This window comes from Lysinibacillus sp. EB271-A1-10B, from assembly GCF_058791335.1.
The window spans coordinates 16972-33557 of sequence record NZ_JBYTDL010000028.1 but is presented as its reverse complement, the minus strand read 5'-3'; the positions used below and the strand labels follow the sequence as shown (position 1 = coordinate 33557).

The following is a 16586-nucleotide window of genomic DNA, read 5'->3' as shown; positions in this document are numbered from 1 at the left end:
CCTATTATTCATTATCCTCATTTTTTCTATATTCCAAAATGTCACCTGGTTAGCAGTCTAAAACTTCGCATATTTTTTCTAATGTAGGAAATTTAACGGCTTTTGCCTTTCCATTTTTCAAGTTAGAAACATTCGCCATTGTATTGCCTAGTTTTTCTGATAATTCTGTAACACACCATTTTTCTTTTGGCCAGCATGACATCGAGATTTACTATGATAACCATCGTTTACACACCTCAATCGTTAGATCATTATCCTGCTTTATCTCACTTGCTTTTCTTACTAAATAAGAAAGCATTGAAGTAAAGACTGAGATGACGATTGCAAAGAATAAAATCTAGGACATTCGTGTGATAGCTACCAACCGAAAAAATATAAAGTAACGCAGCTACATATAAGACACCTTAGATCATGGCTAACACACTTAGTATTTTTAATTAATCTGCGTTCGAGTCCGTAATATCTTGATTAGAGCCAATAAAAATGGAATCCACGTTATCCAAATGCAATAAATGGATTATATAGTGCTTGTAGTTCTTCTTTGTCTAGTAAATCTTCCTTGCCTGTTTGTGGCCCTATATAAATACCGAACAATAATACAATTATCAATTTTAACCATCTTGATAATTATCTTTGTTCATAACTTGCTAATGACATATTATCTTGTCATTCATTCCAAGTCAATAATTATTTATCGTAAAACAATAAATAATTATTGTAACTGCATATACCTTCCCCTTTTTAGCCAAAATGCTTGCTAGATTAATGAAATATGATAAAATAAGAACATATATTCGCACCCCCTTAATTTTTTCACGGGAATATTTTGTTATAAAAATAAATTGGGTGCGAGAATATATCTTAATAATATAAAAACTAATGTCGGATAATCTGTTGTTTTGGCAATAATAAAACGGCTGCTCGGACAAGCAACCGTTATTTTTTATAGTTATAGTGCTTTGGAAGCCTGATGAATTAGAGCAGCTACCATTTTATCCATTTGTGCAAAACGATCGTCTTTTGTTTGACCGTTGACGTATCGATAATAGATTTGCTGACAAATTACAGCTAATTTAAAGTAGGCAAATGTAATATAATAATCGATGGCCGAAACATCACGTCCGCTTTTCTCAGCATAGCGGTTTATGAATTCCTTACGCGTATAAAACCCTGTTAAAGTCGTTATTGGTGGTTCTCCAAATGCGTATAGCAGCATTTTTGGATCATCTGCATGCATCCAATAGCTCATAGCTACCCCTAAATCTGCTAATGGGTCCCCTACAGTTGTCATCTCCAAATCAAAAAGACCCATCATTTCAGAATAATCGCTGGAAAACATAGCGTTATTAAGCTTGTAATCATAATGAATAATAGTTGCTTCACCATTAGAAGGTACATGGTCCTCTAACCACTTAGTCAACGCTGCTACTTCAGCATGTTCTGCCGTTTTCGCTTTGTCATAGCGCTCAATCCACCCATGTACTTGTCGTTCCATAAATCCTTCTGGCTTCACCATATCTTTTAATTGCGTTTCCTTATATGGTATTGCATGAAGAGCTACAAGTGAATCAACCATCTTTTCCGAAACGAGACGTCCTAATTCCTCCGTATTATCAGTGCCAGATGGAAAATGAGTATCTAGTACGATACCCTTTTTGCGTTCCATTAGAAAGAAATCACTGCCGATTATATCTCGGTCGTCCACGTACACATACGGTTTAGGTACTGCAGATAAAAATGGATGTAATGCCGATATAATCGTAAACTCACGTTTCATATCATGCGCTTTTTTGGCGACTGGTCCATGTGGAGGCCGTCGCAGAACCACTTCAAATTCGCCTACTTTTAGGCAATAAGTCAAATTTGAATGTCCTGCACTAAACTGTGAAATTTCTAGTTTCCCCTCTGGTAATTCCGGAAATTGACTCTTTAAAAATGAGTGTAATTTCACTTCATCTATACGTTCACTTGCCCTTACTTGTATCGTATCCATTATACCCCTCCCTTAAATGATTGAGCTCATACCGCCATCCACAACTATGACATCCCCCGTAATATAATCTGAGGCAGCCGCGGCTAAAAATAATGCAACGCCTTTTAGGTCATTTTCAGTTCCTAATCGTTTTAAAGGCGTCACGCCCATTAAATAATCTTGTCCGCGCTCAATTAAAACCTTTGACATTTTTGTTGGGAAAAATCCTGGGGCAATCGCATTCACATTAACGCCATATGGTCCCCATTTTACGGCTAAATCTTTTGTTAGCGTAATGACCGCGCCTTTACTTGCGTTATAACCAATTGTATCCATGAATTCAGGTAGTGTACCGCCAAGCCCTGCAACCGAAGCGATATTGATGATTTTTCCACTCTTTTGTTCTAGCATTATTTTGCCAACAGCTTGGCTCATTAAAAATGTACCATTGACGTTAACATCGAAGACTTTTTGCCAAGCTTTATATGGCATTTCAACGGCAGGAGTACCCCAAGACGCCCCACTGTTATTAACTAAAATATCAATTTGGCCGAATGTTTCAAGCGTTTTTGTCACTACATTCGCTATATCTTCTGGCTTTGTTACATCACAGTCAAGCGCTAATGTTTGTACACCTAAATCAGCTAATTCTGCCGCAACCTCTTCGCATGCCTCAACCTTTCTTGAGCAAAGTACAACGTTGGCACCTGCTTCTGCAAAGCCTTGTGCGATTTGAGCTCCAAGACCACGACCTCCGCCAGTTACGATGGCCGTTTTCCCTTTTAAGCTAAATAAATCTAGTACCGTCATTTCACCAGCTCCTCTTGTTTTTTGGCATGCTTCTTAAGCTCCAGCTTAGCAACTGTGTTACGATGCACTTCATCCGGTCCATCTGCTAATCGTAATGTACGAGAATTTGCCCATTGTGCAGCAAGCGTCGTATCAGGTCCTACTCCAGCAGCACCGAATGCTTGAATCGCTCGGTCAATCACTCTTAATGCCATATTTGGCGCCACTACTTTAATCATAGCAATTTCTGCTTTCGCTTCTTTATTCCCTACTGTGTCCATCATATACGCCGCCTTTAACGTTAAGAGCCTTGCCTGCTCAATATCAATACGGGACTCCGCAATACGCTCGCGCATCACACCTTGGTCTGCGAGCGCTCGATGGAAAGCGTGTCGCTCACTTACACGCACACACATTTCTTCTAATGCACGTTCAGCGGCTCCAATCAGGCGCATACAGTGATGGATACGACCTGGCCCTAAACGACCTTGCGCAATCGCAAAGCCTTTGCCTTCTCCCCACAATATATTTTCAACAGGTACTCGAACATTCGTAAACGTCACCTCACCGTGTCCTTCAGGTGCGTGATCATAGCCAAATGCAGTAAGCATACGCTCAATTTTCACTCCAGGAGTATCCATCGGCACTAAGATCATCGACTGTTGCTCATGAATAGGTGCTGTAGTATCTTTATGTTTCCCCATAAAAATGGCGATTTTACAGCGTGGATCCCCAGCTCCTGTTGTCCACCACTTATGTCCATTTAAAATATAATAATCGCCATCACGTTCAATGCTTGCCTCGATATTTGTTGCATCACTAGAGGCAACTGCTGGCTCAGTCATTGCAAAGCAGGAACGTATTTCTCCACGTAATAGCGGCTCTAGCCATTGCTTTTTCTGCTGTTCTGAGCCGTAACGCACAAGTACCTCAATATTTCCCGTATCTGGTGCATTACAATTAAACACTTCTGGCGCAAGTAAAGAGCGTCCCATTATTTCACATAATGGTGCATATTCTAAATTCGTCAAACCTGCTCCATATTCGCTATCTGGCAAAAATAAATTCCATAAGCCCGCTTCTTTTGCCTTTTGCTTTAACTCCTCCATAATTGGTGGAATCGCTCCCCAACGATCCTCCATTGCCTCTACTTGTGCAGCATACACTGCCTCGTTCGGATAAATGTATTGCTCCATAAAATTTGTCAGCTTCTCTTGCAGTTCTACTACTTTTTTGCTATAAGAAAAGTTCATAAAAAAGCCCCCTTTGTTTGAACTCAAAATGACAAATGAATGAATATTCATTTTTATTCTTACATTAAATGTTACCGCTATATTTATTGTAAATCAATGTCTATTAATCAAAAATTTGAATTATAGAGAAAATTCATACTTAAGACAATATTTCAAGCGAATAAGTCATCACATTACGATAATAAAACACAAGCCAAAAACTATTTTACCATAATATGTATATTCAAATCGTAATAGCTTCTTTTAATATCAGTACGTGAAGATAAAAAAGAGTAACTTCTCATTCAAAGAAGTTACTCTTCTTAATTACATTAGTCTTTCACATTTTAAAGCGTTTTGCCTACTGCCATAATATCTGTAAGCAATTGACGAATAGCTAAAGGTAGATGGCGATTTTTTAAATACACTACATACACATTTCGTCGCAAATTAGGACAATCAATTTCTTTTTGTACAATCGTGTTAGCGGTAGGACCTTTTAAATAATTTTCAGGTAGAATGGTAATCCCTAAATTTTCACGAACAAGAGACACAGCTGTCTCAAAACGTTCAATCTCAAATTGTATATTAATGTTTTTGTCAGCCCTTGCGAATGCATCTAAAATGTCTTGTCTCGTTTGAAAGCCCTCTGTACTAATAATAAATGGCTCCTCACTTAAATCGGCGATCGTCAACCTTTCCTTCTCTGCTAATGGGTGATTTAATGGTAAAACGGCTACAAGTCGCTCTTCATATAAGCATTTAACTTCGAGATCCTCATCATCCATGATTTGATTTGTAATAATTAAATGTGTTTTATAGCTTTTAAGCGATTTTTCAACACGCTTACTCCCTAAAATATCTACTAGATGAATCATCATTTCTGGGTACTCTTTTTTATACTCTGTAATAACTTTTGGGAGCCAATGCTTAATCGATTCCATTATGCCAATCGTTATTTCGCTCGTACCACGTACAATGACCTCATCCATTTCAATTTTTAAAACTTCCATGTTTTTCAATATAACTTTTGCTCGTTCATATAAAAGCTCACCTGCCTCTGTTAATTGAAGATTTCTCGTATTCCTTTCAAGCAACGGTGAACCAATTTCTTGCTCTAATTTTTTAATAGCATTACTTAGAGAAGGCTGAGAAATATGCAGTTTTTCAGCAGCCTTCGAGAAATTCATTTGCCCCGCAACTGCTATAAAATATTGCAATTGTTTAATATCCACAACAACATCCCTTCCCATTTATAGTTTAAAGCTATAGATTAATAATAATTATATATTAGATATTATAATTATGCGAATATATAATTTATTCATAACAATATTTTCACTACAATAATATTGGAAACGGAGTTGATACTGATATGTATACAATGACAGATCAAAAACAATGGAAAGGTCGTATAGATTCAACTACTAATACGAGTAGTTTTCGTTTACATCAAAAAGTAAAAAGAATTCCTATTAATGATGTCAATGCTTCAGATAATCACCATGCCGGAATTGTTGGCTTTATTTGTGAGGAAGGTGTACGTCGTAATCAAGGACGTATAGGCGCAGCAAGTGCACCTAATGCTCTGCGTGAGGCATTATCTAGCCTACCTTGGACATTTGATGATGAACAGCAAATTATAGATGTCGGTAACGTTATTTGTCTAAATCATGCATTAGAAGAAGCACAGCGTGAGCTCGGTGAAATTGTCAAAACATTGCTAAACAAAAAATTACAATGTGTCGTGCTTGGCGGAGGACACGAAACACTATACGGACATTACTTAGGCGTTCGCTCAGCTTTACCTAAAGATGCAGAAATAGGGATCGTCAATATCGACGCTCATTTCGATTTACGACCATATGATGAACAGCCATCGTCCGGCACAATGTTCCGTCAGATTTTAGAGCAGGATCCACATGCCGATTACTTTGTTCTAGGCATACAACGTTACGGTAATACAAAAGAGCTATTTGATAAAGCCAATGAGTTGAATGTAAATTATGTGTTAGAAGATAACCTGACGCCAGAAAATATGGCGCAAACCTTAAATGATCTTCAGCAATTTATGGATAGTCATGATTATATTCTTTTAACGTTATGTATGGATGTGCTAAACGCTGCATTTGCACCAGGAGTTAGTGCTCCATCACCGTTTGGACTAGATCCAAAAACTGTTCGCACAATACTTCAAACAGTAACTTCGCACCCAAATACACATTCTTTTGATATTTGTGAGGTAAACCCTTCACTGGATGAGAACGGACACACAGTTAAATTAGGTGCTTATTTTGTTTATGAAGCACTAAATCACTTACTTAGGAGACATGGTTAATGATCGAATTCAATCAAATTACAACAGTATTTCTAGCAGTTGCCCTATTCGCATTGGGCAGCTGGCTTATCAATAAAATCGGGTTTTTAAAAAGGTTTTGTATACCGGCGCCAGTTGTTGGTGGCTTACTGTTCGCCGCATTAGCAACTATTCTAAAGACAACTGACGTCATAGAAATTTCGCTTGATACGTCGTTACAAAGCTTATTTATGATTACTTTCTTCACAACAATTGGTTTAGGGGCAAGCTTTAAACTTGTGAAGCTTGGTGGAAAATTATTAGTTATTTATTGGTTAGCTTGTGGTTTCTTAGCTTTAATGCAAAATGTTATTGGTGTGTCACTTGCATCACTAATGGGGATTCATCCATTAATCGGGATGATGGCTGGCGCTGTTTCTATGGAAGGCGGTCATGGTGCCGCTGCAGCATTTGGACAAACATTAGAAGACTTAGGTATTTCTTCAGCCATGACAATCGGTGCGGCAGCAGCTACATGTGGTTTAGTTGCTGGTGGCTTAATCGGTGGTCCTATTGTAAAGTACTTAGTTGGTAAATACAATTTAACGCCAGATGAACAAGAAACTGAAGAAGTTGATTTTGAAAATAAAAATGAACAAATTACATCTGATTCATTCTTTACACAAGTATTATTCATCACGTTCTGTATGGCAGTAGGTACATATGTTGGAACATTATTCTCAGAAGCTACTGGCTTCGTACTACCTGGCTATGTTGGTGCAATGTTTGTAGCTGTATTAGTGCGCAATATTATGGATAAAATAAACCCTGAAGCGATTAACATGAAAAGCATTTCTTTAATTGGCGATGTAACATTAGGGATCTTCCTTTCTATGGCACTAATGAGTATTAAATTATGGGAAATCGCTGATTTAGCACTTCCATTATTCATTATTGTTTTCGCGCAAGTATTCTTCATTGTCGTATTTAGTATCTTTGTATTATTTAAGATTCTTGGTAAAAACTACGATGCTGCAGTTATGGTTGCCGGTTTTGCAGGACACGGCTTAGGGGCAACGCCAAATGCGATGGCTAATATGTCAGCAGTTGTCCAACGCTTCGGTCCATCGAAAAAAGCATTTCTTGTCGTACCAATTGTAGGAGCGTTTTTAATCGACGTATTCGGTATTCCAATTATTATCACGACTATTAATCTATTTAAATAATCAATAAGGCCGTGCAATTGTCTTTATTAGACAGTTGCACGGCCTTATTTTATTGCCTATAGTTTATTGTAATATTTCACTAACAGTTACAAATTCATAGCCTTGCTTTTGCAAGTAAAGAATTACACTTTCCAAACCATTTGCTGTCGTTTGATGAATATCATGCATTAAAACAATGCTGCCATCTTTCACTGATGCTTTCACAGACGCTAATATTTTATCAGCATTGTGATGCTTCCAATCTAATGTATCGATTGACCATAGAATAGAAGGCATTGTAATGACAGAACGAACTTTATCATTCACTGCGCCATATGGTGGACGGAAAACCGTTGGATATTGACCGATGGATGCATAAATAGCATTGCTAGTTCGATCAACCTCTTGTTTAACATTTGCTGGCGATAAGCCTGTTAACTTTGGATGGTTCCATGTATGATTGCCTAATTCATGACCAGCCTCATAAACGTTCTTTACGATTGCTGAGTTTTTAGAGGCGTTTGGCCCAACCATAAAAAATGTTGCTTTTGCATTATATTTCTTTAAAGTCGCTAAAATTTGTGGGGTAACTTTTGCATCTGGCCCATCATCGAATGTTAAAGCCACACGCTTCTTTTCCCCTTTCGCTACTGGTACACCTTTATTATATATTTTATTACCAGGTATTTGGATATTCGCCAGCTCAGAAGCTTTCACATAGCCCTTTTGTTCACCAGCTTCTACATAGGCCCAGCCAACTAGCGTTGTGTACTGTTGAACGACTGTTTTATTAGCAATCGTGCCAAGAATCTCGCCATTTGGGCTAGCAGTTAAACGAAGCATAGCACCATTAGCAGCATTTACTCGTTTTGTTGTCGCAACTGGTTTCTTTAAAGAATTTGTTGCAACATAGCCTGTTTGATGACCATATTGAACAAATGACCAACCTCCAGGTGCTGATCCATATACAAAGATAATACTGTTTTCATTAAGCAGTCCCGTTTTTTGTGCATTTGGACTTGGATATGTAAATAAAGATGTTCCGCCTTTTTGCGTCACTAAATAAATTTCAGGTGTCGTGCTTACTAATGCTGCCGTCTCAACATATCCCTCTAGCTGTTGCACTTTAATTTGAGTCCATTTCTTACTTACAGGTGTAGCTGTTACATAACTACCTTTCGTTATTTGACCAATTTCGGTACTTTCTACGGAAGGATCTTCATAAATTGCTGTGTCTTTAGCTACTGATTGAATAACAGATGTACCCCCAGCATTTGCAGCTTCATTATCTACAAACACAAAACTAATTAAAAATGTCAAAATAATTGCAAAGGGTAAAATTTTTTTCATTGTTCTACACCGCCCTTTTCATCACAGATGTCTTTTCTCATGTGCTTTTTCTATTAAAGTATAGAATTCGACTCTAATTATAGATTAATAGATTGTGCCAGGAAATAGTAGGAATCAACTACTTTTTGTGAATAAAAATGGAACACGCCATAACGTAGGATTGATTTCTGTTTCGGCTGGGCTTTTTCCTAGAGTCGCCCAACCTCCACTCTAATCAAGTAATAAATACGGCATATTGTTGAATTGTTTGCTTATTCTTTTCTAAAAAACTTTCAATGATTACAATACACCTCCCCTTATAAATCAAACTGATCGAATGTATTCCCGAAAAAAGGCTCCCAAGACGCCTTTTTTCAAGTGTTTATGCGTGCTCCCTATAAAAGAAGACGGTTGAAACAATTAAAAAGTTGTTATTTTTTCATATTTTTCCCTACAGCGAATCGTACGCTGTCAGAGCATCTTCAATATGGAATGGTGGTGTCCAGGCCTGCCCATCTGCATTCGTCGTCACGAATATATATCGTTTTCCATCTTTTTCGATTATTGACGCTAAGCAAAGACCCGCTTCAGGTGTATATCCCGTTTTCCCTCCCAATATCGCACCTTCTCCGCCTGGTATTTTCGTCAAAAGTGAGCTTGTTATCGTTAATTCATTAGGCACATGAGTACTATAGCTTTTTGAAGTCAAAATTTGATAAAAGATAGGATTTTCAATAGCATAACGAAACAGCTTGCTAATATCTCGTACACTGGAGACATGAGCAGGATCATGTAATCCGCTGGCATTCACAAAGTGAGTATCATTCAGCCCTAATTCATGTGCTTTATTATTCATTAATGTCACAAATGATTCTTCACTTCCTGCAATCGCATCCGCAAGTGTTCCTGTAGCATCCGCCCCAGAAGCAAGCAATGTACCATATAATAAATCCTCTATCGTCACAAAATCTCCTGCCTTAAAGCCAGCCATGGACGCATTTTGAGCAGTAAATTTAGAAATTGTTTGTGGTTCAACGATTGTTTGCTTCTGCAGATCAGTAGTCATTTCAATGGCAACAATCGCTGTCATAATTTTCGTTAATGATGCAGGATAGATAATGGCATCTGCACTTTTTTCGAATAATATATCTCCTTTTTCATTCAGCAACAACGCATTTTTACTATGCAACGAAGGTAGCTCAATTTCGGTTTGTTCCGTTAAGTTATTTGTATAATAAAAAAAGAATGCAACCGCACATATAAAACAAAACACGACAAATTTCTTCATAAAAAAACGCCCCCCACTCATTATAATAGGAGGCTTTTATGAATATTCCTGTAGGAAATTTATGAAGAAATTCTTAAGGTTCTTTAATTAATTTCGTCTTGGCGTAATTGCGTCAGGAGACTTTACCGTCATTCATCTTCACCTTCAAAGGTAGGAGTCTTCTGTACCTGTCGCTACACTTTCGTGAAAAAACATTATAAATGAAGATAAACATCATCAAAATCCGAACATATTCTTGTGATTGTTTTATTCGTTAATTTAAAAAATATATTTTGAGACACTTCTAGCTTCAGTGCATCTTCCTTTTTTAAATCAGCATAAATCCCTCGTAAAATACGACCTGTTAGACCATGTGAAATAGCAATCACATTTGGTACATGTTGCATGCCTTTTAACCAAGCACTTAGTCTGCACACTACCGAGTCATACGCTTCTCCATTAGGCGCATTAAAATACCAGTTATACACATCTGTATTTTGAAAAAGATTTGGCCAAGAACTTTCAATTTCTTTCGTCGTTAACCCAGCCCATTGTCCCACAGCAACCTCAGTTAATCGTTCATCTTTTTCAACATTTTTCACATCATATCCTATTGTTTCACAAATGATTTCAGTACTTTGCATGGCTCTTCCTAATGGACTCGACACAATTTTCCATTCATTAGGATTTCCAATTAAACTTTTCAGTATTTGTGCGTTTTGTTGTACTTGTTGTACACCCACTTCTGTTAATGGAGAATCGAGCTCTCCTTGGTATCGTCCTTGTGTATTAATTCCGTTTCCCCATGACGAAGTAAGTAAATCGTTTGGTTCTTCAATATTGTCCCCCCATACTTTCTCCCTAGTTATTACTAATATTTTCATATATTTTCATTTCTAATCCCAATATTATTCATTAGTATTGTCCCTTGTTCGGTTAAATTAAATTGGAAATGGATCTTATTTAGCTTCAATGGATCAAACTGTGGATTTACTTCTTTAAAATCGTTCAATGAAAATCCATAATATTGAAACACTGGTTCCGTCGTATTACCTACATTGGAAAAAGGTTTTTTCAGTAACTTTCCTTTTATGGCAGGTGTCAATTTGGCTATATAGCTAAGAGGCAGGCTCGCCCGTTTACCATTGCTGTCTTCTACAGTGACTGTAAAATCAATTAGTTCCTCCTGATTGTTCTCTCTTTCTTCTTCTCTATTATCTGCAAGTGAAAATACGATAGAACTGTTCGGCCCTATCTCTAATCCATTCTCAGGAAGGCTTAATGTATAAAAAGCTGAAGAAAATTTGTCTTTTGAATCCCAACCTAAACGAACGGCACTATAATCTGCTCCGTCATTTTTCATTTTGACTTTTTCCTCTTTCCATTCCTTCAAGTTCTTGCCGAACAGTTTGCCGCCTGGGACAGTGGTCGTGTTTAGATCAATATCTTCATTGAACGTAGCAATTAAAGAAGTTTGCGAATCGTAGTAATTATTGATATACAGCGTGTCAGGAAGCCATTCTTTAGCATAACCTAAATCTTTAAAAATCTCCTTGTATCGTTTCTTTTCTTTCAACGTACTATCTAAAAAAGCAGAAATCAATACTTTCGTGACGGTTTCTTGCTGTTCGCGAGGCATAATTTGTTTTAGGTTAAAGAGTTGGTTAGCCGTGCCGGCTACATCGCCTCGTCCCCACCCTTCATTAAATTGCCCATGATTGGCTCCATAAATATAGACCGACGCATTCATATTATCATCTTTATTCGTATAAGAAATCCGATATTGCTGATTAGAGCTATCAAAGCTATTTACGTCCATATCATGCGCCCCTTGTAGTGCCAAATAGTTTACGTTTTTTAACGGAAGTGGTTTCCCTGCAGGCATATATTGACCGTCTACCCCAGCAATAGAAATAAGCGAGCGGATTGAGAAATTATAATCAAATTGAATATTTCCGTTACTAGGTGGGTGTTGCATTTCGTTAAAAGCAGCTGCAATCGCGATAGCTTCTCCGCCTCTGGAATGCCCAATCAGTGCAATGTGTTCCATATCCACTTTTTTATAAAATGGATTACTTTCAGTATTGTTCCATTCTTCCCACACCTTTAAATGCTCTAGCAATATTAATCCTCTCGCTGGATTCTCATTCTTTAGCGGACTGACCAAAAACATATCATCATAGGGAGATACATTAAGAAAGTTTTCATCTACGGATACAACTATATAGCCCCTACTCGCAAGAAGGTTACCTAAATATTCGTAACCTGTATCAGAATAGTCAGTCATCACATGGTTTCCATGAACAATCATTACTAACGGAAAGTCTCCTTTTCCTTCTGGATACCACACAGGACCATTTAACGGCATTTCATCAGGTCCAAAACCAAGTGTTTTCGTGCGAACGGAAGACCACTTTTCTATAAAATCGGAAGCGTCTATTGTTTTAGTTGCCAAAGAATTTTTTTGGTTAAAGACTTCCCGATAAGTATTCGGATTGCCGTATGTGAGCTTTCTAATTGGATAGTTGCCCGGTTTCGCTGGATTTTTAAGCAAAGTATTGTCATACCGTTTCGATGTTTTCAGCTGCTTTAATACAACTACTGGGGTGTTCGCATCCCCGGGATGAATCAACCAATAACTCCATGCTCCAATCCCAATAGTCAATATAAATAAACATGTGAGGACGCTAACTTTTTGATATTTTTTTGCATTTTTATAGCTACCCTTTAACCATTTGTATAATAATGCACCCCACAAAGAAACAACAACCGCTACTAATAGAATAAATAGGATAGTTACTTCCAAAGAAGAAGAGAAAAAGCAGAACAACAGAAATATTAGCGAACTAAAGAGTATCCATATAAATCGACTAGGAATTTTTTTCACTCCATTAAATAGAAGAGTGATAAAACCACTTATTAGCACTACGGATAAAATAAATATGAGCATTCCAATAGTGAAATCTAAAAAACTACGCTGATCTAATAAAAACTTACCTTGAATCAAAATCATTAGAAATGCCATCGTACTTAAAGCGGTAGCGGCACCTTTCCAACCTAATGACAATGGCTCAATACGCTTTTGATTTGTGTATAGCTTTCTAACAAAATATTTGAGTTTCCTTTTTATTACGTCCAATTTTTTAATCCTCCTACCTACAATTTATTCCATAAATATTCTATTGCAGGTTAAAGGATGACTCTTTCACATTTAGGAATCTCAAATTGAACACTTTGAAAATTTATCGAAACAAAATCGCTCTTTATCGAAACTATTTGAGCTTTTATCGAAACAAAACCTCATTTTACCGAAACTTTTTGGGCTTTTATCGAAAAACAAGCTCTCTGCCATATAAAACTTATATTTTAAAACAACAGAATAATATAGACTATTCCAAAGAATAAACATAATGGACTGTAAAACCAAGTATCGTATCTAGCAAACTGAGAGTGTTTTATTTTTTTAAAAAATCCAACATACTTAAAATCACCAAGTGCCCTAATAATGAAAACGAAAGTACAAACAATACTTCCGAGTTTAGATAAAACATTTGATTGGAACCGCTGCAAATAACCTCCTTGAACAACAATAATGACACTAGCCAGTATAATTAGAATAGCTACGAATAATGTTCCCCATTTTTTAGGAGTAAAAGCAGGCTTTTGCTCACCCTCTTTTACAGGGATAGCAGCGGTAGAACCCCAACGACCTCCAAAAGCCCAATAAATATGCAACAAACTAATAAACCACAGAAGACCTATAGCTACTATTAAAAGTAATTTCATTTTTTCGCCTCCAATGTTTCAATTCAAAACATACACAAGCGTATGTTTATAGTAAAAATTTTGTCCCTTCAGGTTTCATAATCCTATTAGGGACATTTATTATCGAATAATCAGTTATGCCTCGGCATGATGTTTTTTGCCCACAGGACGGGGCGTTTTTAGACTGAATCCCTCTATTTCATCGGTTGTTTGGATACCCGCTGAAAGAAGTTAAAAGCTCAACCATTTTTTCAATTTCAAAATTAGGATTTTCTTCAAACCTTGTCATCCATCCTACATACGTCAAATAAGCAAGCCTCGCTCGATTCATTGATTCAGTTTCTTTTAAGCCTATTTTTTGATACAATTTCGCAACACACGAAATTCTTTGTTCTTCAATATTCACTAAGCGTTCTGCAACAACAGGATCATATTTTGCCCAAGTATAAATGCCAATCTCCATCTTTTTATCTCGATTAAAACTAATTTGTAACAGCTGTTCTAATGAGGCATCCGGGTGCTCCATACTTTGAACAATAAGCTTTGTTGCATGTACTTCCCAATAGTCAAGCATAGAATCCAACAGCTCTTGATGGTCACGAAAATAGTGATAAAAGCTCCCTTTACTTATTTTTAGCAATCGAGCAAGTGCTTCGATGCGAACTTTATGTATTCCTTCATCAGCTAATTGTTGTAACCCTGCTTTTATCCAATCTTCCCTCGTTAATTGCATGTTATCTCTCCAATAAGATACGGTTGCGTATGTTTTTTTAGTTAGATTACTATTACTTTCATTTTTTGTCAATTATTCATTCTTTTTATGTACTTTAATATTATTGTTGATCGTAATATTTATATTCATCACCCTTGGTAAAATACAAGCGCATATTAATATAAAAGCAAAAAGTTTTTTCATCTTACTCTCCTTTTTTCAAATTTATACTTAGCTGAGGCCAAATTTTATTAATCTTTGGCCTCAATGACATCTTTTCATCATGCTTCTGTATAATTGCGTCCGGAATCCGCTGAAAGAGTTAAAATGTATTATCAAATAAATTTTCTGCTATACCAAGCAAAATATCTTTCTCTGTAAATTCCATTAATGCTTCTCTTGTAATGTCTTTCTGTTGAATAAGACGGTTTGACTGAATAGTCACGAGCTTTTCAAATAAGTTTCGTATATAACGACCGTTCGAAAAGTTTGGAATGAATTCGACTGGAATTTGATGCAATTGCTCCTTCATATGGTGTGCAAATACGTCCTCATACTGGTAATCATTATTTTTACATAGCATGGCAAAAATATCATAAAGCTCATCTGTGCTAAAATTATCAAACTGCACAAAATGATTGAAACGCGATTTAAACCCAGGATTAGCAAGCAAAAATTCTTCCATGAGCTCTGTATAACCAGCAACGATAATAACTAAATCATCGCGTAAATCCTCCATCGCCTTTAAAAGGCTATCTATCGCTTCTTTCCCAAATGCGTCCTGTCTATCATTGATTAGTGAATAGGCTTCATCTATAAAGAGTACGCCACCCTTTGCTTTATTCACAACTTCCTGTACCTTCAAAGCTGTCTGACCAACATACCCTGCTACTAAGCCTGCACGATCCGTTTCCACAAAATGACCGCTAGAGAGTACACCAAGATGCTTATATATTTGGCCTATAATACGCGCCACTGTTGTTTTTCCTGTACCTGGATTTCCGGAGAACACTAGATGATAGGTGATTGGGACGCTTGTTAAACCATGGTCGACACGTAAGCTTTGAATTTTTATGAAATTGATTAAATTATGTAACTCCTTCTTGGCATTAGGAAGTCCTACAAGTCCATCAAGCTGCTTCTGTAATTTTTCAATCTCTCGTTCTATTTCTGGTGTTATTCGTAAACGTTCATCGTTAATGAATTCACCACTATAAATATTTTTTCCTTCTTTATTAAAATAATCTCCTCGGCCATGCTTTGCTCCATTTACAAGTTCCCCAATATAAGAAGCCTGCCCATTAGCATAATAAAGAATACCCTGTCCTGTCATCGCATCCTCTTTAAATTGCCCCTCCGATTCAAGTACACCTTGTCTGGAATAGTTCTTACCTTTTCCATGCTTCATATTCTCAAAGAAATAGCCATCGTACAGAAGGGATGTTATGCCCTTTGCAAGCTCCTCAGCACTTGGCGATTCTGGTCCATAATACAGCTTTCCTGCCCCTTGCATATGATTCCATATGAAATCACCTTCATATTGTAAAAAACCACTTGGATAATATTGCTTTCCCTTGCCTTTCTTCATGCCATGAACAAAATCACCCTCATATTGTGGCTGATTTAAATGTGGATTCTGTTCACGAAGGTCTTTAAATGGGGCAATACCATCTTCCTCATAATATAAAACCCCGTAACCTTCCATCAAATCATTACGAAAATGCCCCTCGTAATATACGTGACCGCCCTTATATAAAATACCATTACCTTGCTTTTTATTTTGAATAAATTCGCCCTGGTATATTATTTGGCCTTTTAAATACATGATGCCGTTACCTTGCTTCATATGATTGACGAATTCTCCCTCGAATAAAAGCTCGCCTTTTTGGTCAAATAGCGTACCCTTCCCATCATAAATGTCATGACCAAAGTCATTTTTCTTCACACCGCCACGATACATTAATGTACCATCTGGATACAATATCTCTTTTTCTTCATGATTATGCGTCATTTGGTTGC

General features: G+C 37.0%; 13 protein-coding genes and 2 pseudogenes. 2 read left to right on the top strand and 13 right to left on the bottom strand.

From position 1 onward, the window contains the following. Positions 1-49: 49 nt before the first annotated feature. The 6 genes and pseudogenes from AC3WSK_RS23300 to AC3WSK_RS23275 form a co-directional block, all read right to left on the bottom strand. Positions 50-224 (bottom strand): annotated as a pseudogene (locus tag AC3WSK_RS23300) (helix-turn-helix domain-containing protein). Further along, positions 212-585: pseudogene (locus AC3WSK_RS23295) on the bottom strand (DUF2975 domain-containing protein). Before AC3WSK_RS23295 ends, AC3WSK_RS23300 begins: the two co-directional pseudogenes overlap by 13 nt. 364 nt (positions 586-949) lie before the next feature. Continuing rightward, entirely contained in the window at positions 950-1993 is a 1044-nt protein-coding gene (locus AC3WSK_RS23290) for a phosphotransferase family protein (protein ID WP_079561342.1), read from the bottom strand. Between the two features lie 12 nt (positions 1994-2005). Continuing rightward, positions 2006-2782, bottom strand: coding sequence for an SDR family oxidoreductase (locus tag AC3WSK_RS23285; protein WP_079561341.1), 777 nt, complete (start codon positions 2780-2782; stop codon positions 2006-2008). Further along, positions 2779-4014 (bottom strand): acyl-CoA dehydrogenase family protein, encoded by a 1236-nt coding sequence (locus AC3WSK_RS23280; RefSeq protein WP_492414743.1) that lies wholly within the window; start codon positions 4012-4014, stop codon positions 2779-2781. The genes AC3WSK_RS23285 and AC3WSK_RS23280 overlap by 4 nt, the downstream gene beginning before the upstream one ends. Before the next feature lie 326 nt (positions 4015-4340). Then, positions 4341-5228: a LysR family transcriptional regulator gene (locus tag AC3WSK_RS23275; protein ID WP_079561339.1), complete on the bottom strand. Its 888-nt coding sequence runs from the start codon at positions 5226-5228 to the stop codon at positions 4341-4343. Positions 5229-5368: 140 nt separating this feature from the next. Between AC3WSK_RS23275 and hutG the strand changes: the two genes are divergently transcribed. Continuing rightward, entirely contained in the window at positions 5369-6331 is a 963-nt protein-coding gene (hutG, locus tag AC3WSK_RS23270) for a formimidoylglutamase (protein WP_079561338.1), read from the top strand. Beyond that, on the top strand, positions 6331-7515 hold the full coding sequence (gene gltS / locus AC3WSK_RS23265; protein ID WP_079561337.1) for a sodium/glutamate symporter: 1185 nt from the start codon (positions 6331-6333) through the stop codon (positions 7513-7515). The genes hutG and gltS overlap by 1 nt, the downstream gene beginning before the upstream one ends. Positions 7516-7578: 63 nt before the next feature. Here gltS and AC3WSK_RS23260 read toward each other — a convergent pair whose 3' ends face one another. From AC3WSK_RS23260 to AC3WSK_RS23230, 7 genes are all read right to left on the bottom strand, one after another. Next, complete coding sequence (locus tag AC3WSK_RS23260; RefSeq protein ID WP_079561336.1) at positions 7579-8844, bottom strand: polysaccharide deacetylase family protein; 1266 nt, start codon at positions 8842-8844, stop codon at positions 7579-7581. A 430-nt stretch (positions 8845-9274) separates the two neighbouring features. Further along, a complete protein-coding gene (locus AC3WSK_RS23255) occupies positions 9275-10111 on the bottom strand; it encodes a D-alanyl-D-alanine carboxypeptidase family protein (protein WP_079561335.1) in 837 nt (278 codons plus the stop codon). A 194-nt stretch (positions 10112-10305) separates the two neighbouring features. Next, entirely contained in the window at positions 10306-10974 is a 669-nt protein-coding gene (locus tag AC3WSK_RS23250) for a histidine phosphatase family protein (RefSeq protein ID WP_240518264.1), read from the bottom strand. Then, complete coding sequence (locus tag AC3WSK_RS23245) at positions 10971-13229, bottom strand: MFS transporter (protein ID WP_492414746.1); 2259 nt, start codon at positions 13227-13229, stop codon at positions 10971-10973. The genes AC3WSK_RS23250 and AC3WSK_RS23245 overlap by 4 nt, the downstream gene beginning before the upstream one ends. Before the next feature lie 227 nt (positions 13230-13456). Beyond that, the gene (locus AC3WSK_RS23240; RefSeq protein ID WP_079561334.1) at positions 13457-13876 is read right to left on the bottom strand and encodes a DUF3995 domain-containing protein; all 420 of its coding nucleotides are present in this window, start codon (positions 13874-13876) and stop codon (positions 13457-13459) included. Positions 13877-14054: 178 nt separating this feature from the next. Next, a complete protein-coding gene (locus AC3WSK_RS23235) occupies positions 14055-14588 on the bottom strand; it encodes a TetR/AcrR family transcriptional regulator (protein ID WP_079561333.1) in 534 nt (177 codons plus the stop codon). Positions 14589-14889: 301 nt separating this feature from the next. Next, positions 14890-16578 (bottom strand): AAA family ATPase, encoded by a 1689-nt coding sequence (locus AC3WSK_RS23230; RefSeq protein WP_492414749.1) that lies wholly within the window; start codon positions 16576-16578, stop codon positions 14890-14892. Between the last annotated feature and the right edge of the window lie 8 nt (positions 16579-16586).